The organism is Phenylobacterium sp., from assembly GCF_019636135.1.
Lineage (GTDB): Bacteria > Pseudomonadota > Alphaproteobacteria > Caulobacterales > Caulobacteraceae > Phenylobacterium.
Map to the genome: position 1 here is coordinate 77354 of NZ_JAHBYD010000007.1, position 25470 is coordinate 102823.

A 25470-nucleotide genomic window follows, 5' to 3' on the forward strand; every position below is an offset into this window, starting at 1 on the left:
TGAGTGACGTCAGCGGCGCCCCGGGGGACCTCCGCGGATGCGGCATCGCCGGCGCCTCCCTCTCCCTGCCCTCTCCCTCTCCGTTCGCTGCGCTCCCGGGGGGAGAGGAGGGTTCACTGCTTCTCGACGAAGCTGTCGATGACCTTCTTCTCGCCGGCCTTGTCGAAGTCGACGGTGAGCTTGTTGCCTTCGACGCCGCGGACGTTGCCGTAGCCGAACTTCATGTGGAAGACGCGGTCGCCGCGCTTGAAGTCGCTGCCGGCCGAGGAGTCCGAGGTGGCGACGAGGCGGCCGTCGCCTTCGATCACGGCCTGCCGGCCCGGGTGGCTGCCGCGGTACTGGTTGGCCTGGGCGCGCCGCCAGCCGGGAGACTCGTAGCCGCCGCCGAAGTTGGGGTCGGCGTCCCAGCGGCTGCCGTGCTGCTGCATGCCCGGCCCGCCGCCGTAGTAGCCGGTCTCGGACGACGCCTCGACGTTGGCGTTCGGCAGCTCGTCCACGAAGCGGCTGGGCAACTGGCTCGTCCAGCGCCCGTAGACCTGGCGGTTGGCGGCGAAGCTGATCCGCGCCTCCTCGCGGGCGCGGGTGATGCCGACGTAGGCGAGGCGCCGCTCCTCCTCCAGCCCTTTCTCGCCCTTCTCGTCCATCGAGCGCTGCGAGGGGAAGACGCCTTCCTCCCAGCCGGGCAGGAAAACCAGCGGCCACTCCAGCCCCTTGGCCTGGTGCAGGGTCATGATCTGCACGCTGTCGGCGGTCGGCCCGCGCTCCAGCTCCATCACCAGCGAGACGTGCTCCAGGTAGGCCTCGAGCGTTTCGTAGCCGCCCATCGACTGGACCAGCTCCTTGAGGTTCTCCAGCCGGCCCTGCGCCTGGGGCGACTTGTCCAGCTTGAGCATGTCGGTGTAGCCGCTCTCCTCCAGCACCGCCTCCATGACGCGGGCGTGGTGGATGTGCCCGGCCTGGCCGCGCCAGCGGTCGAGGTCGCGCAGGAAGTTCGACAGCGCCGTGCGGGTGCGCGCCGGCAGTTCGTCGGTCAGCACGAGCTGGCGCGCTGCCACGACGCCGGTGACGCCGTTCAGGCGGGCCACCTGCAGCAGCTTCTGGACGGTGGTGTCGCCGATGCCGCGCTTCGGCTGGTTCACGATCCGCTCGAAGGCGAGGTCGTCGTCCGGCGACTGGATCAGGCGCAGGTAGGCGATGGCGTCGCGGATCTCGGCGCGCTCGAAGAACCGCGGGCCGCCGATCACCACATAGGGGATCTGCAGCATCACGAACCGCTCTTCGAAGGCCCGCATCTGGTGGGCGGCGCGGACCAGGATGGCGATGTCGGAATAGCGGCGCGGATCGCCTTTGGACGTGCCGCGCCGGGCCCGCTCGATCTCGTCGGCGATCAGCCGGCTCTCGCCTTCGCCGTCCCAGACGCCGCGCACCACCACCTTCTCGCCGCCCTCGGCCTCGGTCCACAGCGTCTTGCCCAGGCGCGACTTGTTGGCGGCGATCAGGCCGCTTGCCGCCGCCAGGATGTGGCTGGTCGAGCGGTAGTTGCGCTCCAGCCGCACCACCTTGGCGCCCGGGAAGTCGCGCTCGAAGCGCAGGATGTTGTCCACCTCGGCCCCGCGCCAGCCGTAGATCGACTGGTCGTCGTCGCCCACGCAGCACAGGTTCTGGCTCTTCTGAGCGAGGAGTCGCAGCCACAGGTACTGGGCGACGTTGGTGTCCTGGTACTCGTCCACCAGCAGGTAGCGGAAGCGGTCGTGGTACTCGGCCAGAACGTCGGGCTGGCTGACAAAGATCGTCAGGTTGTGCAGCAGCAGGTCGCCGAAGTCGCAGGCGTTCAGGATTCGCAGCCGCTCCTGGTAGAGCCGGTAGAGCGCCTGGCCACGGCCGTTGGCGAACTGCTGTGACTCCGCCGGCGGAAGTTGGTCGGGCCGCCAGCCGCGGTTCTTCCAGTGGTCGATCAGGCCCGCCAGCATCTTCGCCGGCCACCGCTTCGAATCGACGTTCTCGGCCTCCAGCACCTGCTTGAGCAGCCGTTCCTGGTCGTCGGTGTCGAGGATGGTGTAGTTCGATTTCAACCCCACCAGCTCGGCGTGGCGGCGCAGGATCTGGGCCGCCACCGAGTGGAAGGTGCCCAGCCACCGCAGGCCCTCGGCCGACGGGCCGATGATGGCGGTGATCCGCTCGCGCATCTCGCGCGCGGCCTTGTTGGTGAAGGTGACGACCAGCAGCTCCCACGGCCGCGCTCGCCCGGTGGTCAGGATGTGCGCCAGCCGCGTGGTCAGCACCTTGGTCTTGCCGGTGCCCGCGCCCGCCAGCACCAGCACCGGCCCCTCGACCGCCTCCACCGCCGCCCGCTGCTCGGGATTCAGGCCCTCCAGGTAGTTCAACGGCCGCGCGTCGGCGCGGGCCATGTCGCTGATGCGCGGGGCAGGGAGGTCGGACTCATAGGACATCGGAACATATGTAGCACGAAGGGCGCGCGGCTTAAGGCCGGAACGCCCTTCCTTTCCCGCGAGCGGGCGGTGGAGAGGGAAAGCCTCAAGCTCGGCGCTCGGATCAGCCCGATAGAACCGCCCTGCCGGCCGTTTTCCCTTCCCACCCCTCGCTCTTCAGCCGGCTTGCGCCGGCTTCGGCGAGCGGTCCCCCCTTCCCGCGAGCGGGAAGGGAAGTCAGCCCTGCGCGTGTTTCAGCGCCGCCACGCGGCAGGCCGAGGCCAGCGGCCGCTCGCCGCGGCTGCGGTCGATCGAGACGATGAGGGCGGCGAGGCTGGAGCCGCGCGCGGCCGCCATGCCGTCGAGCACGGCCCAGAACTCGGGCTCCAGCGCGATCGAGGTCGCGTGGCCCGAGAGCAGGACGGAGCGTTTCTTCAGGCCGGCCATGAGCCGTCCGTTTACGCATTGCCGCTAGACGAAAATAGCCCCTTGCAAAAAGATGACGGGGGCGTCATTTTATCCAAACAGTGTTCACATCAGCCAGAGAGCATCCTCCCCGATGACCCTCGTCGCCGACGCTCCGCAAGCCTTCGAAGACGCCCCGCGCTGGGACTCCACCAGGATGCAGTGGGGCCACGCCTGGCGCTCGCTGCAGAAGCTGCTCGCCGACAAGGAGGACACCCGCCAGGTGTTCGAGATCATGCGGGCGCTGAACGGCCAGTCGACCGCGAAGGGCTACCACAAGCTGCTGGAGACCCCGGAAGGCGGGCGCATCGCCTACCGCCGCGAGGAGTTCGCCGCCCGGCTGATGGACGACGCCTGGCTCGACAGCCTGCCCGAAGGCAGCGTCGGCGCCGCCTACCGCGAGTTCATCCGCTCGGAAGAGCTGTCGGCCGAGGGCCTCGCCGAGGTCTCCCGCGAGGGCGGGGAGGGGATCGACGAGCAGCATCCCTACGCCTGGTTCGGCCGCCGCACCCGCGACGTCCACGACATCTGGCACATCCTGTCGGGCTATCACCGGGACGCGCTGGGCGAAGCCTGCCTCGTGGCCTTCTCCTACGCCCAGACCAAGGGCCTGGGCTGGGCGCTGATCGCGTTCGGCGCGGCCTCGCGCTCGCGCGGCACGGGCTATCCGGCGATCAAGGCGATCTGGCAGGGGTACAAGCGGGGCAAGGCCGCCAGGTGGCTGCTAGGCCAGGACTACGAGCGCCTGATGGCCGAGCCGCTGGAGACCGCCAGGCTGCGCCTCGGCATCACGCCCGCCACCATCTACGACTCCATCCCGCCCGGCGTCCGCAACGGCGTGGTCCCGCAGGCGGCCTAGGGTCCGGACTCGATTCCCTCTGAGGGAATTCAATATTTCCGCTCATCCCGGCGACTGCCGGGACCCAGATCCACGCTCGCGGAGGCTGATGGGAGGACCTCGGAGCCCCCGGAACCCTCCTCTTGCGCCATTCCATCTGGGTCCCGGCGTTCGCCGGGATGAGCGGTATCGGGGGCGGACCCTAGGCCAGTCCGCGTTCAGTCCTGGGGCCTGCCCCGAACCTGATTGGGCTGGGCCTGCGAGCTTCCTGCGCGCCGCAGGCGCCCTTGAGCTGGACCACAGAAAACACGGAAGGACACGGAAGGGGCTCCTGCGTGTCCGCCGCCTTCCGTGTTTTCTGTGTTTTCCGTGGTTGAATCAAAACGGCGCTGGCGCGCCCTCGAAGCTGAAAGGCTCGCGCCACCTCTCATCCGGCACGCTGCGCACGCCGGCCCGGATCAGGCCTCGCACGGGGAGATGGGTCCTCGCCCGGGCCGCCGATGTCAGTGGGTCCTGAGCGTCGCCCTCCCGCGACAACCACATCGTGAAGCCCGCCGCCACGGCCTCGTCGAACGTCGTGGCGTCCGGGGGTGGGCTCACGGCTGCTCCGTGGCCTCGGTGAGGCCGTTGGCGCGCAGCAGGGCGACCTCGGCGTCGGCCTTGATCCGGTCGCGGATCGGCGCGACCTCGCGCTGGAAGCGCTTCACGCGGCTCCCGTTGATCAGGCGGCGGGCGACGAGGCCCGCCACCAGCACGATGAACGCCAGCAGGAAGTCGCGAGGGCCGAAAAGGTGCTGCGTGACGATGTCCCAGCCGATCGCCAGGATCAGCGTGCTGAGGGCGGCGAACACGACGGTCTTGGCCGTGACGCCGACGATGCGGCCGATCAGGTGCGTGTCGGTCTGCACGCGGTCGATCGAGAAGTTCCAGACCATCAGGTAGGAGCCGTATTCCTTGCCCTTGGCGATGGCCCAGAGCGCCCCCAGCATGTGGCCGCCGCGGGCGGTGACGTCCCAGTTCTCCAGCTTCATGGCGTGCTCGGCGCCATCCTTGTCGAGCAGGAACACCGTGTCCTTGGTCGTGGTGTAGCTGTAGCCGGACGTGGAGCTGACGTAGCGGCCCTGGCCGTCGTAGGTGGTCGAGCCCGGCACGTGGTGCGTCCGGTGCTGCTTGTCGAGCTGGGCGATCACGCCGCCGCGCGTGTGCAGCGTGTAGGTGCGGCCGCGCGCCTTGAGGACCGGGGGCGTGCTCTCCGCATCGATCCTGAACCCGGGCAGGTTGCGCGACAGGAGCCAGGCGGTGAGCGCCAGCGTTCCGATCACGGCGGCGCCCAGGGCGGCGAGGGTCGCCTGCGACTTCTGGCGGCGCGCTTGCAGGAACGCGTTCTGCTGTGCGGTGTCCGCGCGCGCCCGCGCCGTGGCGGCCGCGTCTCGCGACTCGGCCTGCGCGCTCAGCCGGCGGTAGGTCTGCAGGTCGCCGGGGGCCAGGTAGCGGCTGGTGACCTCGGCCACGAACTGCGGGTTGCGCCGCAGGTCCCCTTCGCCGCTGGTGATCTTGCGCCGCATGGCGCGCGTGTCGCCCGTCCGCGTGCCGACGCGGTTCCCGACGCACGAGGCGTAGGCGTCGCGCCGGGCCTTCTCCTCCCCGCGGAACTCGCCGCGGAAATAGCGGGCGCCCATGAAGAGCTCCACCGCATCGCTCATCACGTGGCAGGCGGCGGCTTCGCGTATGCGCGCGTCGGTGGGGTCGGGGGCGGTGTAGTCGGCGACGACGCGCTGCACGTCCGGCATGCGCGCGGCGTAGCTCGCGTTCTGTGCGGAGGCGGGACCCGGCATCAACAGGAGACCCAGGAGTCCGAGCAAAACCCAACGCGCACGAACGCCACCACGCATGACACGGACCCCCGGAACTGAAGGCCCAGCTTAGGCGCCGGTCCGCCGACGTCCAGTCCATAGCCGCGTCAGTCTTCGCGCTTCTTCCCGTCGAGCTCGCGACGGGCGCGCTCCGAGGCCAGCTTCGAGCTTGTCTTCTCGGCCTTGGTTCGCCCGAATGCGACGCGGTTCTCCGCGGCCTGCGCCTTGCCCGCCGCCTTCTGCTTCGCCTTGCGCGCCCGGTTGAGATTGATCAGCTCGGCCATGGAAACCTTCGCCCGCGCCCTTCGTTACCTCGCCCCAACCCTATGACGAGGAGATGAGCATGATCCAGGCTTCGGAAATCCGTGAGCACATGGAAGTCGTCGGGTCCGACGGCGGGCACGTCGGCAAGGTCGACCACGTCCGCGGGGCGGACATCGAGCTCGCGAAGTTCGACATGGGCTCGGGATTCAAGCACCACATGATCCCGATCACCTGGGTCGACCACGTCGAGGACGACAAGGTGTGCCTGAACCTGACCAGGGACGCGGCCAAGGCCGGCTGGCGCGAGAAGCACTAGCCGAACGGGGCGCGGGTCTGCCAAGAGGGCCTGACCCGCGCGCCGGAGCCCCCGGCCGTCAGAGCTGGGGGTGTTCCGGTTTGAAGGTTCTGGTTTCGATGGCGGCGGCGCTTTCGATCGCCGCGACGCCCGCGGTCTCCGCGCCGGCCCATGCAAGCAAGGTCGGGGCCGGCAAGGTCTGCGCCGACTGCGTGAAGGCCACCATGCAGCGGCTGGTCGCCCCCGACATGAAGGGCCGCGCCTGCGGGACCGCCGAGGAGAACGCCGCCGCCCGCTGGCTGGCGGACCGGCTCAAGGCCTACCACGCCAAGGGCGCCGCGCCCGGCGGCGGCTACCTCCAGGCCGTCCGGTTCCGCACGCCCACCTACGCCGCGCCGCCCAGCCTCACCGTCGGCGGGGTCACCCTGACCCAGGGCCGCGAGATCGTGGCGCTGGAGCCGGGCGAGGCGGCCGGCGGGCCGCTTGCGCTGGTGGGCCTCGCCGCGCCCGAGGCGGCCGCGGGCAAGGTCGCCGTCTACGACGCCCCCTACGATCCCAAGGCGGTGGCCGCCTTCGTCCGCGCGGGCGCCGCCGCGGTGGTCGTCCTGGCGCCCGAGCGCATGCTGCGCGCCTGGGACCAGCTCGCGGCGCGCGCGCCCGGCGGCGTCGAGATCCTCGGCGCCGAGGCCGGCCCGGCGCCGGCGGCCCCGACGCAGGTCGTCGTCTTCGCGCGGCCCGAGGCCATCGCCCGGCTCAAGGCCCTGGAAGGGCAGGCCGCCCGCTTCGCCGCGCCCCGCGGCCAGCCGACGGTCGGGACCACCTACAACGTCCTGGGCGTGATCCCCGGCGCGGCGCCCGACGCCGACCGCCAGGCCGTGCTGCTGAGCGCCCACTACGACCACGTCGGCGTGAAGAACGGCGTCGTCTACCCGGGCGCCAACGACGACGCCTCGGGCACGGCGGCGGTGCTGGAGTTCGCCCGGCTGCTGGGGTCGGGCAAGGCGCCCAGGCGCACCGTCCACTTCGCCCTCTTCGGCTGCGAGGAGGCGGGCGGCCACGGCGCGAAGTACTTCCTGGCCCACCCGTCGGCGCCGCTCGCCGACCTGGTCGCGAACCTGGAGTTCGAGATGATCGGCGTGCCCGATCCGGCCGACCGCACCCGCCTGATGCTGACCGGCTGGGAGCGCACCGACCTCGGCCCGGCGCTGAAGGACCACGGCGCCTCGATCGGCCCCGACCGCTATCCGGAGGAGAACTTCTTCCAGCGCTCCGACAACTACCAACTCGCCAGGAAGGGCGTCGTCGCCCAGACCATCAGCGCCTGGCCGATCCCGCCCACCTACCATCAGCCCACCGACGACCTCGACCACGTCGACCTGCCCTTCATGGCCGAGGTGATCCAGTCGCTCGCCGAGCCCATCCGCTGGCTCCTGAACAGCGACTTCCGCCCCGAATGGACCGAGGGGATGAGGCCCTGACCATCCCTCCCCTTCAGGGGAGGGACAGGACGCGTGAGCGGCCAGGGTGGGGAAACACGGCGCGAGAACTCTGCGGTCGGGGATATCCAAGCCTTCCCCACCCTGCTCGCCTTTGGCGAGCTTTCCCTCCCCTGAAGGGGAGGGATGGTGTCATTTCACGTTCGCGCAGAAGCGCTGGATGCGCTGGCAGGCGTCTTCCAGCACGCTGTTGGCCGTCGCGTAGCTGATGCGGAAGTGCGGCGAGAGGCCGAACGCCGCGCCATGCACCACGGCCACGCCCTCGGTCTCCAGCAGCTCGACCGCGAAGTCGGCGTCCGACGCGATCACCTTGCCGCTGGGCGCCGTCTTGCCGATCAGTTCCTGGCACGACGGATAGACGTAGAACGCCCCCTCCGGCGTCGGGCAATGGATGCCGCGGGCCTGGTTCAGCATCGAGACCACCAGGTCGCGCCGCTGTTCGAACAGCTTCGCGTTCGGCTTGATGAAGGCCTGCGTGCCGTTCAGCGCCTCCACCGCCGCCCACTGCGAGATGGACGCCGGGTTCGAGGTGGTCTGGCTCATCACCTTGCGCATGGCGTTGATCAGCGGCTCGGGGCCGGCCGCATAGCCGATCCGCCAGCCGGTCATGGCGTAGGCCTTCGAGACGCCGTTCATGGTCAGCGTCCGGTCGTAGAGGCCCGGCTCCACCTGGGCGATGGTGGTGAACTCGAAGTCGCCGAACACCAGGTGCTCGTACATGTCGTCGGTGAGGATCCACACCTGCGGGTGCTTCAGCAGCACGTCGGCCAGCGCCTTCAGCTCGGCGCGCGTGTAGGCCGCGCCCGACGGGTTCGACGGCGAGTTCAGGATGATCCACCTGGTCTTCGGCGTGATCGCGCGCTCCAGGTCGGCGGGCTGGACCTTGAAGTTCGTCTCGGCGCTGGTCGCCAGGGCCACGGGCTCGCCGCCGGCCAGCAGCACGATGTCCCAGTAGCTCACCCAGTAGGGCGTGGGCACGATCACCTCGTCGCCCGGGTTCAGCGTGGCCAGCAGCGCGTTCCAGATCACCGGCTTGCCGCCCGGCGACACGTTCACCTGGGCGGGCTTGTAGGAAAGGCCGTTCTCGCGGGCGAACTTGGCGCAGATGGCCTCCTTCAGCTCCGGGATGCCGTCGACGTTGGTGTACTTGGTCTTGCCGTCGCGGATCGCCTTGATGGCGGCGTCCTTGATGTTGTCGGGCGTGTCGAAGTCGGGTTCACCGGCGGCCAGGCCGATGACGTCCTTGCCCTGGGCTTTCAGCTCGCGGGCCTTCGCGTCGGCCGCGAGGGTCGCGGACGGCTTCACGCGGGCAAGCGCGGCGGATTCCAGGGACATGGCGTGGGGACTCCCGACTGAGATTGGACGGGCGCGGACATACCCTTTTGCGGCGCCGCATTCAAACCGCCGGTTCGGAGAAGGTGGCCTGGGTCTCGCGGATCGCCGTCGGGCGCGCCTCGCGCTTGACCGCCGGGGCTGAACACGCGACCCCTCGCGCCATCGATGCGCCGGCTCCTCGCCTTCCTTTCGAACATGGACGCCCAGGCGTGGCGGACGCTGGCGGTCTCGTTCGTGCTGTTCGGCGGCGTGGGCGTGGTGTTCGTGTTCGGCGCCCAGGCGCTGGGGATCGACTCCGAGCGCACGCTGGAGGGTTGGCTGACCGCGGCGCGGGGGCCCTGGTCGCTGCCGGTGGCGATGGCGGCGTTCGCGGCGCTGGCCTTCATCGGGACGCCGCAGATCGTGCTGATCGCCGCGGCGGTGGTGGCGTTCGGCCCATGGGCGGGCGCGGCCTATAGCTGGGTCGGCACGATGGTCTCCGCCCTGGTCGGCTTCTGGCTGGGCCGGGCCGCCGGCGCGCGGGTGCTGGAGCGGTTCCAGGGCGAGGGCGTGCGGCGCTTCATGACGCTGGTCGGCCAGAACGGCTTCCTGGCCAGCCTGGTCGTGCGGCTGGTGCCCTCGGCGCCCTTCATCGTGGTCAACATGGCGGCGGGGGTGACGCCGATGCGGGCGCGGGACTTCGTGGCCGGCACCGGGATCGGCATCGTGCCCAAGATCGCGCTCACCGCCTTCGCCGGCGCCTCGATCGTGCAGCTCATGCGCGGCGAGATCGGGCGGCACTGGGTGGAACTCGCCGCCGTCGCGGCTCTATGGCTGGCGCTGGGCTGGTTCGCGAGGCGGTGGCTGGCGCGGCGGGCTGACAGGGGTGGCGGCGAGGCGTAGGCTGGGGACATGACGAAACCCGTAACCTTCGAACTCAGCGAGGAACATGCGGCGTTCCTGGCGGCCGAAGCCGACCATCTGGAAGTAACCGTCGACAAAGTCGTTGGTCTGCTCGTCCAGCAGCGGCTGGAGTACGACACTTGGTTTAGGCGCAAAGTTGAGGCTGCGATCGAAAGCTCCGATCGGGAGAAGTCGATCCCGCACGACGAAATCGTGGCCTGGATCAACGAGCTGAAATCAGGACTGCCCGCTCACAAGGCGGCGGAGTGAAGGTCCGATGGCACCCGGATGCGAAAGCCGACCTTAGCGACATCATCAGCTACATCGGTGGAGACAACTTAACCGCCGCCTTCAAACAGGCGGACCGAATCCAGGCCGCCGCCGCCAGCCTGGCGCGCTTCCCGCGAATGGGCCGTGAGGGACGTAAGCCGGGGACACGGGAGCTCACGGTGCCGCAGACACCGTATCTGATCGTCTACCATGTCCTGGACGACCACCTGGAAGTGCTGATGGTCGTACATGGCGCAAGAGCTTGGCCGCCCCATCGGCTGTCGTAGCCCATGAAGAAGTGCGCAAGGTTCTTGCCCGACTCGCGGCCCGGCGCCGCGCCCGGCGCAACAAGCTTGCGGCGAAGCGCCCGTTTCGGTAGAGACGACGCCATGCGCACGCGGCTCGACAGCCTGCTTCTTCTCTCGCTGGGGCTTAGCCGCCCCTGGGCGCCTCTCTAGGCACGCGCTTCCTCGCGGCCGGGCGACCAGGGGTCATTCCGCACCTTCGCCCAGCTTGAGACACACCGCGAGACCGACATGACCGACCCCGTATCCCAGACCGCCGCTCCGTCGGAGCGCGCCAATCCCGACCGCGACAAGGTCATCATCTTCGACACCACCATGCGCGACGGCGAGCAGTCGCCCGGCGCCTCGATGAGCCACGACGAGAAGCTCGAACTGGCCAAGATCCTGGAGGACATGCGCGTCGACGTGATCGAGGCCGGCTTCCCGATCGCCTCCAACGGCGACTTCGAGGCCGTGCGCGCGATCTCCGAGATCGTCAGCGAGAGCGTCGTCTGCGGCCTGGCCCGCGCCGGCGTGGCCGACATCGAACGCTGCGCCGAGGCCATCAAGCCGGCGAAGCGCGGCCGCATCCACACCTTCCTGTCCACCAGCCCCGTCCACATGAAGTGGAAGCTGCAGATGGAGCCCGAGCAGGTGCTGGAGATGGTGACCAAGTCGGTCACCCTGGCCCGCAACCTCTGCGGCGACGTGGAGTGGTCGGCCGAGGACGCCACCCGCACCGAGCGCGACTTCCTGCTGCGCTGCGTCGAGGCCGCCATCCGGGCCGGCGCGGGCACGATCAACCTGCCCGACACGGTGGGCTACACCTATCCCAGCGAGTACGCCGACCTCTTCCGCGACGTGATCGAGAACGTGCCGGGGGCCGACAGGGTGATCTTCTCCACCCACTGCCACAACGACCTGGGGCTGGCGGTCGCGAACTCCATCGCCGGCGTCCAGGGCGGCGCGCGCCAGATCGAGTGCGCGGTCAACGGCATCGGCGAGCGGGCCGGCAACGCGGCGCTGGAGGAGATCGTCATGGCGCTGAAGGTCCGCGGCGACCGTTTGCCCTTCGACACGGGCGTCGAGACCCAGCACATCACCCGCGCCAGCCGCTACGTCTCGGCCATCACCGGCTTCCCGGTGCAGTTCAACAAGGCGATCGTCGGCAAGAACGCCTTCGCCCACGAGAGCGGCATCCACCAGGACGGGATGCTGAAGAACGCCGAGACCTACGAGATCATGAAGCCCGAGGACGTGGGCCAGATCGAATCCAACCTGGTCATGGGCAAGCACTCCGGCCGCCACGCCTTCCGCGAGAAGCTGAAGGACCTGGGCTACGACCTGGGCCAGAACGCGCTCAACGAGGCGTTCCAGCGCTTCAAGGACCTGGCCGACAAGAAGAAGCACGTCTTCGACGACGACATCGTCGCCCTGGTCGACGACGCCCTGGCCAGCAGCGCCGACAAGGTGCAGGTCAAGCACCTGCGCGTGATCGCCGGCACCGAGGGGCCGCAGGAGGCCTTCCTGACGGTGACCATCGAGGGCGAGGAGAAGAGCGCCAACGCGCAAGGGGACGGCCCGGTGGACGCGGTGTTCAACGCCATCCACGCGGTGGTGCCGCACGACGCCGTCCTGCGCCTGTTCCAGGTCCACGCTGTGACGGAGGGCACGGACGCCCAGGCCCAGGTCTCGGTGCGCCTCGAAGAGGACGGCCGGATCGCCACCGGCTCGGCGGCCGACACCGACACCCTGACCGCCTCGGCCAAGGCCTACGTCAACGCGCTCAACAACCTCTTCGCCCGCAAGGAGAAGAGCGCGCCCGGCAAGGTCGCCAGCGGGTTCTGAGGCCCTCATCCCTCCCCTTCAGGGGAGGGACAGACCGCGCAGCGGTCAGGGTGGGGAAACCTCGATCCTCACCCAACGCCGCGTTCTGACCCACTTTCCCCACCCTGGCGGCTTTCGCCGCCGGTCCCTCCCCTGAAGGGGAGGGATGTTGGAGCGTTGAATGCTCTGGATCCTCCTCACCGCCGCCGCGGCCCCGCTGCAGGTGACGCGCAATGCGTTGCAGCGCGGGCTGGTGGGCGACGCCGGGCCGTGGGGCGCGACGCTGGTGCGCTTCCTGTTCGGCCTGCCGTTCTCCATCGCCATGTTCGCGGTCGTGGCGACGCTCACGCCGGATGCGCACCCCGACCCCTCGCTGCGGTTCTGGATCGGCGTCTGCGCCGGCGCCGCCGCGCAGATCGCGGCGACCGGCGCGCTCCTGCTCGCCATGCATCGTTCGGGCTTCGCGGTGGCGACCGTGATGCAGCAGTCGTCGCTGCCGCTGGGCGCGCTGCTGGGCTGGGTGGCGCTGGGCGACCGGCTGCATCCCGCGGCCTGGGGCGGCGTCGCCGTCGCGACCGCCGGCCTCGTCATCCTGTCGTGGCCGAAGCGCGCGGACCTGCGCGGCAGCCTGGCCGGCGCGAGCCTGGGCCTGGCCTCGGGCGCGGCGTTCGCCGTGGCGCTGAACGGCTACCGGCAGGCGGCCCTCGCGCTGGAGCCGGCGCACCCGATCTATGCGGCGCTCGCCGGCCTGGTGGTCGCCCAGACGCTCCAGTCGGTCGGCCTGGGCGGCGCCCTGGCGCTCCTGCGGCCGCAGAGCTGGAAGGCGGTCGGCGCGTCGTGGAAGGCCTCGCTGGGCGCCGGTTTCTTCGGTTCGGCCGGTTCGGCGTGCTGGTTCGGCGCCCTGGCGCTCGCGCCCGCCGGACCGGTCCGGGCGGTGGGCGTGCTGGAGACGGTGATCGCCGCCGCCGTGGGCCGCCGCGTCTTCCGCGAGCGCCTGAGCGCCCGGCAACTGGTGGGCGGCGTGCTCACCAGCGTCGGCGTGGTCTTGACCGCGCTGGCCTGACACGGCTGCCATGGCGGCCATGATCGACCGCCGAACCCTCCTCGCCGCCGGCCTCGCGTCGGCCTGCGCGCCCGCCGCCGCCGCCGCCGGACGCTGGACCGCCTGCGCGCCCATCCCCTGGCCGGTGCAGGAGGTCTACGGGACCGCATGGCGCGGGCAGGCGGTGATCGCGGGCGGCATGGCGCCGGGCGTCCCCGGCTCGCGCGGCATCAACCCGCAGGACCGCGTGGGCCTCTACGATCCGGCCAGGGACGCCTGGCGCGAGGGCCCGAAGCTGCCGTTCGCGCGGCACCATCCGGTGCTGGCCACGGCCCGCGACCGCGTCCATCTGTTCGGCGGATACAAGGTCGCAGAGGGCGGCTGGATGGCGATCCCCGACGCCCTCGTGCTGGACGGCGAGGCCTGGACGCCCCTGCCGCCGATGCCGAAGCTCCAGTGCGAGACCGTGGCCGTCACCCTGGGCGACCGCATCCACATCGCGAGCGGCCGGGCGCCGAAGGGCGCGCGCAACCTCGAATGGCCCGACCAGGGCGACATCGACCTGCACCAGGTGTTCGACGCGCGCGCCGGCAAGTGGGAGACGGCCCGGCCGTGCCCGCTGGCCCGCAACAGCGCCGCCGGCGCGGGCCTGGGCGGCCGCTTCTACCTGGTCGGCGGGCGGCAGGTCGGCGGCGACAACTCGGACCGGCTGGACGTCTACGACCCCAGGGCCGACCGCTGGACGACGCTGCGCCCCATGCCGCGCCCCGCGGGCGGCCTCGCGGCCGCGGCGGCCGGTGGGAAGCTCTACGCCTTCGGCGGCGAGGGCGGGCCGGGCGTGATCCCGAACGCCTGGTCCTACGACCCGAAGACCGACCGCTGGACCGCCGAGCCCGACATGGCCACCCCGCGCCACGGCCTGGCGGGCGTCGCGGCGGGCGGCCGCGTCCTGGCCCTGGGCGGCGGCGTCAAGGAGAGCGGCGGCCAGGTGAGCGCCGTCGCCGAGGCCTTCACGCCCTGCCCCGCTCATCCCCGCGCATGCGGGGACCCAGACTTTCCTCTTTGAGCCGAGCTGGAGCCCAACGCAGCAGCCGAAGAAGCGAAGTCTGGGTCCCCGCATGCGCGGGGATGAGCGGAGTAGTCAGAGCGGTTCCCCGCAGGCGGTCTGGGGGAGGGCGAAGCGCGGGTCCTTGAGGAACCCCGCGTCTGTGAGGCTGCGCAGGAAGGCGCTCAGGTCGGTGATCTCGGCGGCGGTCGGCGCGTTCGGATCGGTCGCCGCGAAGTGGCGGCGGATCGCGGCGGCCAGGGTGTCGGCCGCGCCGTCGTGCAGGTAGGGGCCGCTGACCGCCACGTTGCGCAGGCCCGGCGTGCGGAAGCGGGCGAGATCGCCGGCCCGGCCGCTGATCTCCGCGAGGCCTGTGTCATCTGCCGCCGCCTGGCCCGCCAGCGCATGATAGGCGCTGTCGCTGAACGCCGGCCCGCTGTGGCAGGTCGCGCACTTCAGGCGTTCGCTGTTGAACAGCGCCCAGCCGTACTGGGCGGCGGCGTCCATGCCGCTCCAGTCGCCCGCCCGGCTGCGGTCATAGGGCGTGTCGAAGGCCAGCATCGTGCGCTGGAAGGCCGCCAGCGCCTTGGCGACGGTGGCCATCCCGATCTCCCCGCGGTCGTCGGGAAACGCCTCGGCGAACATGCGGCGATAGCAGGCGTCCTTGGCGAGGCGGCGGGCCAGCTCGGCCTCCTGGCCCTTCATGCCCATCTCGACCGGGCTCTCGCCCAGCACCGGGATCAGCATCTGCTGTTCCAGGGTCGCCGCGCGCGGGTCGGCCCAGGTGAGCGGGCTCAGGTAGCCGACGCCGGCCAGGCTCATGATGTTGCGGCGGCCCGGCGTGCCGTGGACACCGGGCCGCGTCCGGTTGCTGTCGGTGAAGCCGTGGTGCTGCTCGTGGCAGGTGGCGCACGAGATGGCGCCGTCGATGGAGAGGTCGGCGTCGTAGAACAGCCGGCGGCCGAGCTCGACCTTGGCCGCGCTCATCGGGTTGTCGGCCGGGACCGGCGGCGGGGCCACGCCCGGCGGCAGGCGCCAGTCGAACGGCTCGGGCGCGGCGGCCAGGCCGCCCAGCACCACCCCGGCCGCGACCGCGCAGGCGGCGGCGAGGATGCGAAGTCCGCCCCGGATCTTCGCTTGGGGGATCATCGGCTCAGGGGTTGGCGGCGACCATGATCCCGATCCGGGGCTCGGCGTTGGCCGAGATCTGGATCAGGTACCGGCCGGGCTGCATCTGGAACTGGACCATCTTGCGCAGGCTCGTGCAGGCGGGGCCGCGGCCGTGGGCGCTCGACTCCAGGGCCTTGCCGTCGCGCACCACGTCGATCCAGGCGCCCGTCGAGAGCGCCACCGTGTAGGCGCCGGGCTTGTCGATATCGACGCTGAAGACGCCGCCGTGGCTGACGCTGCCGCCGGGCTTCTCGGGGCGCAGGGCGAACTTCACGTCGCCCGTGGAGGGCAGGGCGGCGTCGGCGGCCTGGCCCACCATCAGCGCCGCCTTGCCGGCGTCGGCGGCGCTGGCCGCGGCGGCGAGCGGCGCCGGATGCGTCCAGCCCGCGAGGTGGCCCGGGATCGGCTTGGCGTCGGCCGGGCAGACGGGCGCGGCCTCCTGCGCGGCGGCCGGCGCGGCCAGGGCGAGCGCGGCGAGGACGAAGATCAGGCGCATGACGGCTCCCAGAAACGATCGGCAGTCACGATACATAACGAGCGCGCTACTCCACCGCCAGGATCACATGCGGGGCCTTCACCAGCGCGGTCACCTTGTCGCCGACGGCCAGCTCCAGGGCGTTCGCGCTGTCGAGGGTGACGGTGGCGACCAGCGTCTTGCCGCCGCCGATGTCGAGGCTGATCTCGCTGTTCACCGCGCCGTCCTCGCGGGACGCGACCACGCCCGGGATGTGGTTGCGGGCCGAGGTGCGCAGGTTCTCACCCTTGGCCAGGATCACGAAGCTGGCCTTGATCAGCGCGATGGCGGGCCGGCCGACCGCCAGCTCCAGGTCCTCGATGCTGCGGCGGGTGAGGATCGCGGTGATGGAGACTCCGGTGGCGAGGCCCAGCGTCACCTCGCCGTTCACCGCGCCGGGCGTGATGTCGCTGATCGTCCCGCGAAGGGCGTTGCGCGCACTGGTCCGCATGCCGAGGCTCCAGAACAGGTCCGCCGCGGGTTCGCCGCTGAAGCTGGCGTCCAGCTTGGCGAGCGCCGCGTCCAGCTCCTCCTGCACCCGCCGGAACGCGGTGACAACCGCCCGGCCGCGCGCGGTCACCTGCGCCGCGCCGCCGGTCTTGCCGCCGGGCGCCGCCTCGATGATCGGGGTGTCGAACAGGTTGTTGAGCGCCTGCACGACGTCCCAGGCGCCCTTGTAGGAGAGGCCCAGCTTCCGGGCGGCGGCGCTGATCGAGCCCAGCTCGGCCACCGCCTCGACCAGCGCCACCCGCTCCAGGCCGACGCGGGCCAGCGCGCCTCTCCGCAGGACCAGGGAGGCGCTCAGGTCGTCGGCCATGGTGGGATCCTCCGCGGTCAGTACCTCGCGCGCAGGCTCAGATAGAACGAGCGGCCGGCTTCGGGGAAGCCGTCGGTGAGCTGGTAGTCCTGGTCGCCCAGGTTCTGCACCGCAGCGGTCACCGTGAAGTTGTCGCTCAGGGCATAGTCCGCCGAGAGGTTCACCAGCAGGTACGAGCCGGTCTTGTAGTAGGCCAGCGGCGTCGTGGTGGTCACCGTCCAGCGCTGGTCGGCGTACTCGACGTTGGGCCGGATGGTCAGCTTCTCGACGGGCCGCCAGTTGGCGTAGGCGAACAGCTTCCAGTCCGGCACGCCCTGCGGCCGGAACGCCGCGTTGGTCGGGTCGGTCAGCTTGCGGTGCATGTAGGTGAGGTTGCCGCCCACGTCGAAGGCGTCGTCGACCGCCACCGCCGCGCTGGCTTCGAAGCCGTAGTATTCGCCATCGGCCGCGTTCTTGGTCTGGTTGACGTTGCCGAAGCCTGGCACCGCGACGGGGATCTGGATCAGGGCGTTCTTCAGGTCGGAGTAGAAGATGGCCCCGGTCAGCTTCATGCCTTCCACCGGTTGCGCATCGAGCCCGACTTCGAAGTTGGTCGCCCGCTCCTCCTTCACGTCCGGGTTCGGGATCGCCGTGCCCATCCGTGAGCTGAACCGCTCGAACACGGTCGGGAAGCGCGCCCGGCTGGAGACGCTGGCGTGCAGCCTGGTGGTGTCGTCCAGCCGGTAGAGAACCGCCGCCTGGGCGTTGAAGGCCTGGTTGTCCTTCAGCGGGTAGTTCACAGGCAGGAAGCTGATGACCGAGTTGGCGATGGTCGTGCCGGTGACCAGCACGTTGACGTCGTTGGCGGTCTTGAGGTCGGTCCAGTCGTACGAGGCGCCGACCACCACCTCGAGGGCGTCGGACAGGCTGGTCGAATACTCGCCGGCTGCCGAGTAGGTGTACTCGTTGTTGGTCTGCCGCGGCTCGGAGTAGGGCGCGTTGACGAACGGGTTGCCCGTCGCCGGCGTCCGCGTGAAGCCGTCCTGCCGCTCGTGGTGTACGTCCTGGCGTGCGTAGAACACGCCCTTCAGCCGCGACGTCTCGCTGATCGACCAGTCCAGCTCGACGTTCCCGCCCGTCGCGTGGTCGTTGTAGTAGCTGTTGAAGGCCCGCGGCAGGGTCTGGGTGCTCTGGTTGCTGGTGTCGAACGCCGAGAGCAGGTTGTCGAAGGTGTTGCGGTAGAGCCGCGTCTTCAGGGTGAGCCCGTCGGTGAGCTGGGTTCGGCTCAGGAACGCCAGGCTGCCGATGTCCCAGTAGGGCCAGCTCCAGAAGCGGGTGTTGGCGGTGTCACGCACGCTGTAGGGCGCGTTCTTCTCCCCTTCGCTCCGGGTGTAGTTGATCGAGTATTCGTCGGTGTCGTTGGGTTGCCAGCCGGCCTTCAGGTTGATGCGCCAGTCCTCGGACTGCGAATTGCCCCGCGTCCCGCCGTCCTCCAGCGCCGTCGGGTCGTATTTCTTCGACAGCGTGAAGTGGTCGCGGTCGTTGTAGGCGCCCGACGCCTGCCAGTAGACGCCGTTCTCGAACTTGCCGCCCAGGCGGCCCGAGACGAGGAACGCCTCATGGGCCACGCGGCGGTTGAAGAAGGATGCGATCTGCGCGTCGGCCTCGATCGGCCGGCTCGGCTTCACCGTGACCAGGTTGATCGCGCCGCCCAGGCCGCCGGGGCCGTCCAGCACCGAGACATAGCCCTTCGAGACCTGCACCTCGGCGAGGTCGGCGGTCAGGAAGCGGGCGAAGTCGATGCGGTTGTCGGCCGGGAGGAAGACGCGCACGCCGTCGATCGACAGGGTCGTCTGGAAGCGGTCGAAGCCGCGCACGTAGACCAGCCGCTCGTTGCGCGAACCACCGGTGTTCGACGCGTTGGTCCCGGGCACGAGCGCCAGCGCCTGGTCGACCGTCTGCTTGTTGTAGGTCCTGAGCGTCTCGCCGGTGACCACCGAGCCGCCGATGGTCTCCCCGGCCGCCGTCTTGGCCGTCACGACCAGTTCGCCCAGGGTGTAGACGTCGCTGTCGGCGGCCTGTGCGCCCGAGGCGAGCGCCGCTATGCTGGACGCCAGAAGAATTGTCCTGAGGTTCATTCCCATCCCCGTTATGTACATTGCCTACATAACGATGCTGGAGTGAGTTCGCTGTGGCGCGAAAGCCACAAGGAGTGCCGAAGGTGCTGCGACGCCGTCTTGTCCTTGCTGCGATCGTCGCGGGCTTCGGCCTCATGGCCGCGGGCCAGGCCCTCGCCGCGGAGGTGAAGGTCGCCGTGGCCGCCAACTTCACCGAGCCGGCCAAGGAGATCGCCGCGCGGTTCAAGGCGCGCACCGGCCATGACGCGACGCTGAGCTTCGGCTCGTCGGGCCAGTTCTTCGCCCAGATCGCCAACGGCGCGCCCTACGAGGTGTTCCTGTCGGCCGACGCCGAGCGGCCGCGGAAGGCCGAGGCCGAGGGCCTGGGCGTCGCCGGCAGCCGCTTCACCTACGCCACCGGACGGCTGGTCCTCTACTCGAAGACGCCGGGCCTCGTGGACGCCAGGGGCGCGGTGCTGAAGAGCGGCCGGTTCCGGAAGATCGCCATCGCCGACCCCAGGACCGCGCCCTACGGCGAGGCCGCCGTCGAGACGATGCGGAAGCTGGGCGTCGAGGCGCAGTTGAGGCCGAAGCTCGTGCAGGGCGCGTCGATCACCCAGGCCTATCAGTTCGTCGACACCGGCGCGGCCGAGGTGGGCTTCGTGGCCCTCTCGCAGCTCGCCGGCGCGACCGGCGGCTCGCGCTGGGTCGTGCCGGCCGCCCTGCACACGCCCATAGACCAGCAGGCGGTGCTCCTGAAGACCGGCGCGGGCAACGCCGCCGCCACGTCCTTCATGGCGTTCCTCAAGGGCGCGGAGGCCAAGGCCATCATCCGGCGCTACGGCTACGAGGTCCCCCGGCGTCCGTGACCGACCTCGTTCCCGTCATCTGGCTCACGCTCAAGCTGGCGGGCGTGACCACCGCGATCCTGCTGGTGATCGCGACGCCGCTCGCCTGGTGGCTGGCGCGGACGCAAGGGATCGCCGGCCAGGTCGTCGGCGCCCTGGTCGCGCTCCCCATCGTGCTGCCGCCGACGGTGCTGGGCTTCTACCTGCTGATCGCGCTGGGCCCGGCGAGCCCGCTGATGGCGCCGCTGCAGGCGCTGGGCGTGCGCACGCTGGCCTTCACCTTCACCGGCCTCGTCATCGGCTCGCTGATCTATTCGCTGCCGTTCGCCGTGCAGCCGCTCCGCAACGCCTTCGTGGCCGTGGGCGACGACAACCTCGACGCGGCCGCCACCCTGGGCGCCACCGGCCGGCAGACCTTCCTGCGCGTGGCGTTTCCGCTGGCGGCTCCCGGCTACGTGGTCGCCGCGATCCTGACCTTCGCCCACACCATCGGCGAGTTCGGCGTGGTCCTGATGATCGGCGGCGCGATCCCGGGGGTCACCAACGTGCTCTCCATCGAGATCTTCAAGTCGGTCGAGGCGCTCGAATGGGGCCGCGCCCACATGCTCGCGGCGCTGCTCACGGCGTTCGGCTTCGCGGTGGTCCTGAGCCTGCTGCGGCTCGAGCGGCGGTTCCTCGTGGCGCCACTCAACGAACGGTAGGCGGGAGCGTCGCCGCGCTGCGATGAAATTCGGGCGATTCCGCGGCGGTGCGCTGCAACACATTTCGCGCGCGACGCGAACGCACACACCGCTCTTTAAGCCTTGAAATGCCAGTTTCGTCAGGGCAGAGGGACATCAAAGCCCGCCAGACAAAGCGTAGCGACTCGACGCATTCTATCGCGTCAGGTCGGTCCGGCTTTGGGACCCACTGTCGGACGCGTCTTCAGCCCCTATCCCTCAGGGCCTTGCATGATCTCCTCGCTCTTCGGCGCCATCTCGAACGATATCGCCATCGACCTCGGCACCGCGAACACGCTGATCTACATGAAGGGCAAGGGCATCGTGCTCAACGAGCCCTCGGTCGTGGCGCTCCGCAACGTCGGCGGCCGCAAGGTGGTCCACGCCGTGGGCATCGAGGCCAAGCAGATGCTGGGCCGCACGCCGGGCCACATGGAAGCCATCCGCCCGATGCGCGACGGGGTCATCGCCGACTTCGAAGTCGCCGAGGAGATGATCAAGTACTTCATCCGCAAGGTCCACAACCGCAAGGGCTTCGTGAACCCCAAGGTGATCGTGTGCGTGCCCTCGGGCGCCACCGCCGTGGAGCGCCGCGCCATCAACGACTCGTGCCTGAACGCCGGCGGCCGCCGCGTGGGCCTGATCGACGAGCCGATGGCCGCCGCCATAGGGGCGGGCCTGCCGATCCACGAGCCCACCGGCTCGATGGTGGTCGACATCGGCGGCGGCACCACCGAGGTGGCCGTCCTTTCGCTCTCCGGCATCGTCTATTCGCGCAGCGTCCGCGTCGGCGGCGACAAGATGGACGAGGCGATCATCAGCTACATGCGCCGCAACCATAACCTGCTGATCGGCGAGACCACGGCCGAGCGGATCAAGAAGGAGATCGGCACCGCCCGCGCCCCGGCCGACGGCGAGGGCCTGTCCATCGAGGTGAAGGGCCGCGACCTGATGCAGGGCGTGCCGCGCGAGGTGCGGATCAGCGAGAAGCAGGCGTCCGACGCCCTCTCCGAGCCGGTCGGCCAGATCGTCGACGCGGTGAAGATGGCGCTGGAGGCCACGCCCCCGGAACTCGCCTCCGACATCGCCGACAAGGGCATCATGCTGACGGGCGGCGGCGCGCTGCTGCGCGGCCTCGACGCCGAGATCCGCGACCACACCGGCCTGCCGGTCACCGTGGCCGACGACCCGCTGTCGTGCGTGGCGCTCGGCTGCGGCAAGGTGCTCGAGCATCCCAAGTGGATGAAGGGCGTCCTGGAAAGCACGCTGGCGTAGGATCACGGCGAAAACCAATGTTCCGCTCATCCCGGCGAAGGCCGGGACCCAGATCCAAGAACTGGGCGGCTGATCGGACAGGCTCCGCGGCTTTGGAACACACTTCGGCGCTCGCCATCTGGGTCCCGGCCTTCGCCGGGATGAGCGGAGTTTGAGATGTCCTTGAGGGACAACCCGCTCGGCGAACTGAGGGTCCCGCTCACCTGGACCGCGGGGATCGTGTTCGTGGTCGTGCTGATCGCGTCCGTCGCGATCCTGCTCTCCGACCGGCGCGAGGCGTTCGACACCGACGAGTACGGCAACCCGCGCACCATGACCGACAAGGTCCTGGCGCCGGTGGGCGATGCGCTGTCCACGCCGGGTCGCCTGACGGGGCAGGGCGTCGAGGGCATCCGCGGCTACTTCTTCGCCGTCTCCGAGAACCGCCGCCTGAAGGCCGAGCTCGACAACGCGCGGCAATGGCGCGACGTGGCCATCGCGCTGCGCGACACCAACGAGCGCTACCGCCAGATTCTGGGCCTGAAGACCGACCCGCCGATCCCGATGGCGACGGCGCGCATCGTCACCGACTCCAGAGGCCCCTTCGCCAACTCGCGCCTGGCCAACGTCGGCCGCGAAGCGGGCGTGCGTCCCGGCAACCCGGTGATGAGCGAGAACGGCCTGGTCGGCCGCGTGGTCGGCGTGACCGACGGCGCCAGCCGTGTCCTGATGCTGACCGACGTGGCCTCGCGCACGCCGGTGATGATCGACCGCACCAATGCGCGGGCCATCCTGACCGGCGACGGCGGCCCGAACCCCAAGCTCGACTACCTGCGCGGCGTGAACGCCGTGAAGAGCGGCGACCGCGTGCTGACGTCCGGCGACGGCGGCGTCTTCCCGCGAGGCCTTCCGGTGGGCGTGGCGGTGAAGGGCCTCGACGGCCGCTGGCGCGTGGTGCTGGCCTCGGACAAGGCCCCGGTGGACTACGTCCGTATCCTGCTGTTCGAGGACTTCACCCAGATCGTGAACCGCGCCGCCCTCGACAAGGCGCAGGTCCCGCCGCCGACCCCGGGCGCCTCGACGCTTCCGCCGCCGGCCCCGCCCGCGCCGAAGGCCGCCGCCGCGCCCCCTGCGCCGAAGACCGCGACTCCGCCAGCCGGGTCGGCCGGCGCCCCGCCGGCGACGGCCGCGGCCACGCCCGCCCCGAAGGCTCCGGCCACGAAGGCGCCGGCGCCCAGACCCGGGGCGGAGCCGGAATGAGCGGCGGCGGCGCCCGGCCGCTCGCGCCCTGGCGCTGGCTGGGGCTGCCGATGCTGGCGGTGATGGCCGCCACGATCCTGTTCGCCCTGCCGATGCGCTTCAACGGCTACGGTCTGCCCGAGCCGATCTTCGCCCTGCCGGTGGCCTTCGCCTGGGCGGTGATCCGGCCCTCGATGCTGGGGCCCGTGTGCGTGATGCTGCTGGGCCTGTTCCTCGACATGCTCTGGGGCGCGCCCACCGGCTTCTGGGCCGTGTGCCTGCTGCTGCCGTACGGCATCGTGCTGGGGGGCCGCACGATGCTGCAGGGCCAGAGCCAGCTCATGATGATCATCTGGTACGTCGGCGCCACGATGCTGACGATCGGCGCCGGCTACCTGCTCACGATGCTCGACACCCGCAACGCGCCCGACCCGCTGACGGTGTTGTGGCAATTCCTCGCCACGATCGTGCTGTATCCTTTCGCCAACCAGCTCATCGAGCGCTTCGAAGACGCCGACGTGAGGTTCCGTTGACGCAGCCGGCCATCTTCTTCGAGGAAGTGAACGAGCGTCAGGGCGTGTTCCACCGCCGCGCGATCCTGCTGGGAGCCTTCGCGGGCCTGGGCATCGCGGGCATGGGCTCGCGGCTCGCCTATCTCCAGCTCCTGGAGGCCCAGCGCTACGAGAAGCTGGCGACCTCGAACCAGTTCAACTTCAAGCTCATGCCGGCGCCGCGCGGGCTGATCGTCGACCGCAACGGGGCGATCCTGGCCGCCAACCGCCCGAACTTCCGGCTCCTGGTCCACCGCGACAAGGACCTCGACACCGAGGCGACGCTGAAGCACCTGGCCGACTACGTGCCCCTGGACGAGGCCCGCCAGCGCCGCCTGCTGAAGGACATCAACGCCGCCCCGAAGCGCGCGCCGGTCCAGGTTATCGAGGACATGAGCTGGGAGCAGTTCAGCGCGATCAAGCTGCGCGGCCCTGAGCTGCCGGGCGTCACCGCCGACATGGGCGAGGTGCGGGTCTATCCCCACGGCGGCGCCTTCGCCCACGTGATCGGCTACGTGGCCAAGGTGAACAAGGAAGACGTCGCGGAAGCGGGGCCCAACCGCGACCCGATCATGCTCCATCCCAGCTTCCGGGTCGGCAAGCAGGGCGTCGAGAAGGCCCTCGACGTCGATCTGCGCGGCAAGCCCGGCGCCAAGAAGGTCGAGGTGGACGCCAACGGCCGCGAGGTCCGCGAAGACCCCGAGGGCGACATCCCCGCCACGCCCGGCGCGGAGGTGCAGCTCACCCTCGACGTCGACGTCCAGAACCGCGCGCTCGACGTGTTCGGGGAGGAGAGCGGCGGCGCGGTGATGATGGACTGCCGCACCGGCGACATCCTCTGCATGGCCTCGGCGCCGTCGTTCGACGCCAACCGCTTCGTGCGCGGCATGACCGGGGCCGAGTACCGGGCGCTGACCGGCTACGAGAGGAAGCCGCTGCTCGACAAGTGCCTGTCCGGCCTCTACCCGCCCGGCTCCACCTTCAAGACCATGACGGCGCTGGCCATCCTGACCGCCGGCGTCAGCCCGGAGGAGCGGGTGAGCTGCGGCGGCGGCATGCACTTCGGCGGCCGCTTCTTCCATTGCCACAAGCGCGGCGGGCACGGGTCGCAGAACCTGAACGACGCGATCAAGAACTCCTGCGACACCTACTTCTACGCCATGTCGCTGCGCGTCGGCCCCGATCGCATCGCCGAGGCGGCGCGCGCCTTCGGCCTGGGCCAGACCTTCGACATCGGCATCCCGGGCCAGAAGAAGGGCATCGTCCCCGACCGCGAGTGGAAGAAGAGGTATTTCAAGAAGAACAAGGAGATGCAGCCCTGGTGGCCGGGCGAGAACCTCTCGTACGCCATCGGCCAGGGCTATCTGCAGGTGAACGCGCTGCAGCTCGCGGTGATGACCGCGCGGCTCGCCAACGGGCAGAAGGCGCTGAACCCGCGGCTGATCCGCTCGGTCGGCGGCAAGGAGCTGCCGCGTGGCTCCGACGTGGCGGACCTGCCGTTCCCGCGCGAGCACATCGATCGCGTCCGCGCCGGCATGGCGGCGGTGACGGAGGTGGGCGGCACCGCCTGGCGCGCCAGCCAGCTCGGTCTCGGCGACATCACCATGGCCGGCAAGACCGGCACGGCCCAGGTGCGCAACTACGACAGCGGCGGTTCGCGCGGGAAGGGCGGGGCCTGGCATCTGCGCGACCACGGCCTCTTTGTCGCATACGCCCCGATCGTCGAGCCGCGGTATGCCCTGGCCGTGATCGTGCAGCACGGCATGGGCGGATCGACGGCCGCGGCCCCGCGGGCGCGCGAGATCATGCGCACGGCCCTGCTCAAGGACCCCGAGATCGTGGCGCGCGTGCTGAAGCCGATGCCGATGCCCGAACTGACGCCGGACCGTGAGCTGGACATCGTCCCCGAGGTCTCCAACGTCGAGCGGCCGGCGTGA

24 protein-coding genes are annotated in these 25470 nt (G+C 70.4%); 15 read left to right on the plus strand and 9 right to left on the minus strand.

Annotation, left to right across the window (positions count from 1 at the left end; all coding sequences use genetic code 11):
- Window positions 1–113: 113 nt before the first annotated feature.
- Window positions 114–2450, minus strand: a complete 2337-nt coding sequence (locus KF737_RS06800) for an ATP-dependent helicase (protein ID WP_296451948.1) — start codon at window positions 2448–2450, stop codon at window positions 114–116.
- A gap of 216 nt (window positions 2451–2666) precedes the next feature.
- Window positions 2667–2876, minus strand: a complete 210-nt coding sequence (locus tag KF737_RS06805; RefSeq protein WP_296451949.1) for a ribbon-helix-helix domain-containing protein — start codon at window positions 2874–2876, stop codon at window positions 2667–2669.
- A gap of 112 nt (window positions 2877–2988) precedes the next feature.
- Here KF737_RS06805 and KF737_RS06810 point away from each other — a divergent pair, with 112 nt between their 5' ends.
- Window positions 2989–3753, plus strand: a complete 765-nt coding sequence (locus KF737_RS06810) for a Coq4 family protein (RefSeq protein ID WP_296451952.1) — start codon at window positions 2989–2991, stop codon at window positions 3751–3753.
- Window positions 3754–4328: 575 nt separating this feature from the next.
- Here the strand turns inward: KF737_RS06810 and KF737_RS06815 are convergent.
- Window positions 4329–5522: a hypothetical protein gene (locus KF737_RS06815; protein ID WP_296451954.1), complete on the minus strand. Its 1194-nt coding sequence runs from the start codon at window positions 5520–5522 to the stop codon at window positions 4329–4331.
- A gap of 170 nt (window positions 5523–5692) precedes the next feature.
- Complete coding sequence (locus KF737_RS06820) at window positions 5693–5869, minus strand: DUF4169 family protein (RefSeq protein ID WP_296451957.1); 177 nt, start codon at window positions 5867–5869, stop codon at window positions 5693–5695.
- 59 nt (window positions 5870–5928) lie between these two features.
- Between KF737_RS06820 and KF737_RS06825 the strand changes: the two genes are divergently transcribed.
- Both KF737_RS06825 and KF737_RS06830 read left to right on the plus strand, forming a co-directional pair.
- Window positions 5929–6165: a DUF2171 domain-containing protein gene (locus tag KF737_RS06825; protein WP_296451960.1), complete on the plus strand. Its 237-nt coding sequence runs from the start codon at window positions 5929–5931 to the stop codon at window positions 6163–6165.
- Between the two features lie 80 nt (window positions 6166–6245).
- The gene (locus tag KF737_RS06830; RefSeq protein WP_296451962.1) at window positions 6246–7622 is read left to right on the plus strand and encodes a M20/M25/M40 family metallo-hydrolase; all 1377 of its coding nucleotides are present in this window, start codon (window positions 6246–6248) and stop codon (window positions 7620–7622) included.
- 150 nt (window positions 7623–7772) lie between these two features.
- Here the strand turns inward: KF737_RS06830 and KF737_RS06835 are convergent, their stop codons facing one another.
- A complete protein-coding gene (locus tag KF737_RS06835; RefSeq protein WP_296451965.1) occupies window positions 7773–8975 on the minus strand; it encodes a pyridoxal phosphate-dependent aminotransferase in 1203 nt (400 codons plus the stop codon).
- A 165-nt stretch (window positions 8976–9140) separates the two neighbouring features.
- Here KF737_RS06835 and KF737_RS06840 point away from each other — a divergent pair, with 165 nt between their 5' ends.
- From KF737_RS06840 to KF737_RS06865, 6 genes are all read left to right on the plus strand, one after another.
- Window positions 9141–9857 (plus strand): TVP38/TMEM64 family protein, encoded by a 717-nt coding sequence (locus KF737_RS06840; protein WP_296451968.1) that lies wholly within the window; start codon window positions 9141–9143, stop codon window positions 9855–9857.
- A gap of 9 nt (window positions 9858–9866) precedes the next feature.
- Window positions 9867–10127, plus strand: coding sequence for a hypothetical protein (locus tag KF737_RS06845; RefSeq protein WP_296451970.1), 261 nt, complete (start codon window positions 9867–9869; stop codon window positions 10125–10127).
- On the plus strand, window positions 10124–10414 hold the full coding sequence (locus tag KF737_RS06850; protein ID WP_296451973.1) for a type II toxin-antitoxin system RelE/ParE family toxin: 291 nt from the start codon (window positions 10124–10126) through the stop codon (window positions 10412–10414). The genes KF737_RS06845 and KF737_RS06850 overlap by 4 nt, the downstream gene beginning before the upstream one ends.
- 249 nt (window positions 10415–10663) lie before the next feature.
- Window positions 10664–12259, plus strand: coding sequence for a 2-isopropylmalate synthase (locus KF737_RS06855; RefSeq protein ID WP_296451975.1), 1596 nt, complete (start codon window positions 10664–10666; stop codon window positions 12257–12259).
- A gap of 160 nt (window positions 12260–12419) precedes the next feature.
- On the plus strand, window positions 12420–13301 hold the full coding sequence (locus KF737_RS06860; protein WP_296451977.1) for a DMT family transporter: 882 nt from the start codon (window positions 12420–12422) through the stop codon (window positions 13299–13301).
- A gap of 19 nt (window positions 13302–13320) precedes the next feature.
- A complete protein-coding gene (locus KF737_RS06865) occupies window positions 13321–14346 on the plus strand; it encodes a kelch repeat-containing protein (RefSeq protein WP_296451980.1) in 1026 nt (341 codons plus the stop codon).
- A 75-nt stretch (window positions 14347–14421) separates the two neighbouring features.
- On the opposite strand, the gene KF737_RS06870 is transcribed toward KF737_RS06865, so the two are convergent.
- Genes KF737_RS06870 through KF737_RS06885 form a run of 4 tightly spaced genes read right to left on the minus strand, consistent with a single transcriptional unit; the run spans window position 14422 to window position 18943 of the window.
- Window positions 14422–15474 carry a cytochrome-c peroxidase gene (locus tag KF737_RS06870; protein WP_296451982.1) on the minus strand — a complete coding sequence of 351 codons (1053 nt, stop codon included), beginning with the start codon at window positions 15472–15474 and terminating at the stop codon, window positions 14422–14424.
- A gap of 4 nt (window positions 15475–15478) precedes the next feature.
- The gene (locus KF737_RS06875) at window positions 15479–15991 is read right to left on the minus strand and encodes a homogentisate 1,2-dioxygenase (protein ID WP_296451986.1); all 513 of its coding nucleotides are present in this window, start codon (window positions 15989–15991) and stop codon (window positions 15479–15481) included.
- Window positions 15992–16037: 46 nt separating this feature from the next.
- Entirely contained in the window at window positions 16038–16826 is a 789-nt protein-coding gene (locus KF737_RS06880) for a TOBE domain-containing protein (protein WP_296451990.1), read from the minus strand.
- A gap of 17 nt (window positions 16827–16843) precedes the next feature.
- Window positions 16844–18943, minus strand: a complete 2100-nt coding sequence (locus tag KF737_RS06885; RefSeq protein WP_296451992.1) for a TonB-dependent receptor — start codon at window positions 18941–18943, stop codon at window positions 16844–16846.
- Window positions 18944–19077: 134 nt separating this feature from the next.
- Between KF737_RS06885 and modA the strand changes: the two genes are divergently transcribed.
- From modA to mrdA, 6 genes are all read left to right on the plus strand, one after another.
- Window positions 19078–19791 (plus strand): molybdate ABC transporter substrate-binding protein, encoded by a 714-nt coding sequence (gene modA, locus KF737_RS06890; RefSeq protein WP_296452164.1) that lies wholly within the window; start codon window positions 19078–19080, stop codon window positions 19789–19791.
- Complete coding sequence (gene modB, locus KF737_RS06895) at window positions 19788–20471, plus strand: molybdate ABC transporter permease subunit (RefSeq protein ID WP_296451994.1); 684 nt, start codon at window positions 19788–19790, stop codon at window positions 20469–20471. The genes modA and modB overlap by 4 nt, the downstream gene beginning before the upstream one ends.
- A gap of 249 nt (window positions 20472–20720) precedes the next feature.
- Window positions 20721–21764: a rod shape-determining protein gene (locus tag KF737_RS06900; protein ID WP_012522835.1), complete on the plus strand. Its 1044-nt coding sequence runs from the start codon at window positions 20721–20723 to the stop codon at window positions 21762–21764.
- 156 nt (window positions 21765–21920) lie between these two features.
- Complete coding sequence (gene mreC, locus KF737_RS06905; RefSeq protein ID WP_296451997.1) at window positions 21921–23003, plus strand: rod shape-determining protein MreC; 1083 nt, start codon at window positions 21921–21923, stop codon at window positions 23001–23003.
- Window positions 23000–23515: a hypothetical protein gene (locus KF737_RS06910; RefSeq protein ID WP_296451999.1), complete on the plus strand. Its 516-nt coding sequence runs from the start codon at window positions 23000–23002 to the stop codon at window positions 23513–23515. Before mreC ends, KF737_RS06910 begins: the two co-directional genes overlap by 4 nt.
- Window positions 23512–25470 carry a penicillin-binding protein 2 gene (mrdA, locus tag KF737_RS06915; RefSeq protein WP_296452002.1) on the plus strand — a complete coding sequence of 653 codons (1959 nt, stop codon included), beginning with the start codon at window positions 23512–23514 and terminating at the stop codon, window positions 25468–25470. Before KF737_RS06910 ends, mrdA begins: the two co-directional genes overlap by 4 nt.

Coding starts and splice junctions, on each gene's coding strand:
- KF737_RS06800 (WP_296451948.1), bottom strand. CDS start 2,450: ATGTCCTATGAGTCCGACCTCCCTGCCCCGCGCATCAGCGACATGGCC.
- KF737_RS06805 (WP_296451949.1), bottom strand. CDS start 2,876: ATGGCCGGCCTGAAGAAACGCTCCGTCCTGCTCTCGGGCCACGCGACC.
- KF737_RS06810 (WP_296451952.1), top strand. CDS start 2,989: ATGACCCTCGTCGCCGACGCTCCGCAAGCCTTCGAAGACGCCCCGCGC.
- KF737_RS06815 (WP_296451954.1), bottom strand. CDS start 5,522: ATGCCGGACGTGCAGCGCGTCGTCGCCGACTACACCGCCCCCGACCCC.
- KF737_RS06820 (WP_296451957.1), bottom strand. CDS start 5,869: ATGGCCGAGCTGATCAATCTCAACCGGGCGCGCAAGGCGAAGCAGAAG.
- KF737_RS06825 (WP_296451960.1), top strand. CDS start 5,929: ATGATCCAGGCTTCGGAAATCCGTGAGCACATGGAAGTCGTCGGGTCC.
- KF737_RS06835 (WP_296451965.1), bottom strand. CDS start 8,975: ATGTCCCTGGAATCCGCCGCGCTTGCCCGCGTGAAGCCGTCCGCGACC.
- KF737_RS06840 (WP_296451968.1), top strand. CDS start 9,141: ATGCGCCGGCTCCTCGCCTTCCTTTCGAACATGGACGCCCAGGCGTGG.
- KF737_RS06845 (WP_296451970.1), top strand. CDS start 9,867: ATGACGAAACCCGTAACCTTCGAACTCAGCGAGGAACATGCGGCGTTC.
- KF737_RS06855 (WP_296451975.1), top strand. CDS start 10,664: ATGACCGACCCCGTATCCCAGACCGCCGCTCCGTCGGAGCGCGCCAAT.
- KF737_RS06860 (WP_296451977.1), top strand. CDS start 12,420: ATGCTCTGGATCCTCCTCACCGCCGCCGCGGCCCCGCTGCAGGTGACG.
- KF737_RS06865 (WP_296451980.1), top strand. CDS start 13,321: ATGATCGACCGCCGAACCCTCCTCGCCGCCGGCCTCGCGTCGGCCTGC.
- KF737_RS06870 (WP_296451982.1), bottom strand. CDS start 15,474: ATGATCCCCCAAGCGAAGATCCGGGGCGGACTTCGCATCCTCGCCGCC.
- KF737_RS06875 (WP_296451986.1), bottom strand. CDS start 15,991: ATGCGCCTGATCTTCGTCCTCGCCGCGCTCGCCCTGGCCGCGCCGGCC.
- KF737_RS06880 (WP_296451990.1), bottom strand. CDS start 16,826: ATGGCCGACGACCTGAGCGCCTCCCTGGTCCTGCGGAGAGGCGCGCTG.
- KF737_RS06885 (WP_296451992.1), bottom strand. CDS start 18,943: ATGAACCTCAGGACAATTCTTCTGGCGTCCAGCATAGCGGCGCTCGCC.
- modA (WP_296452164.1), top strand. CDS start 19,078: ATGGCCGCGGGCCAGGCCCTCGCCGCGGAGGTGAAGGTCGCCGTGGCC.
- KF737_RS06900 (WP_012522835.1), top strand. CDS start 20,721: ATGATCTCCTCGCTCTTCGGCGCCATCTCGAACGATATCGCCATCGAC.
- mreC (WP_296451997.1), top strand. CDS start 21,921: ATGTCCTTGAGGGACAACCCGCTCGGCGAACTGAGGGTCCCGCTCACC.
- KF737_RS06910 (WP_296451999.1), top strand. CDS start 23,000: ATGAGCGGCGGCGGCGCCCGGCCGCTCGCGCCCTGGCGCTGGCTGGGG.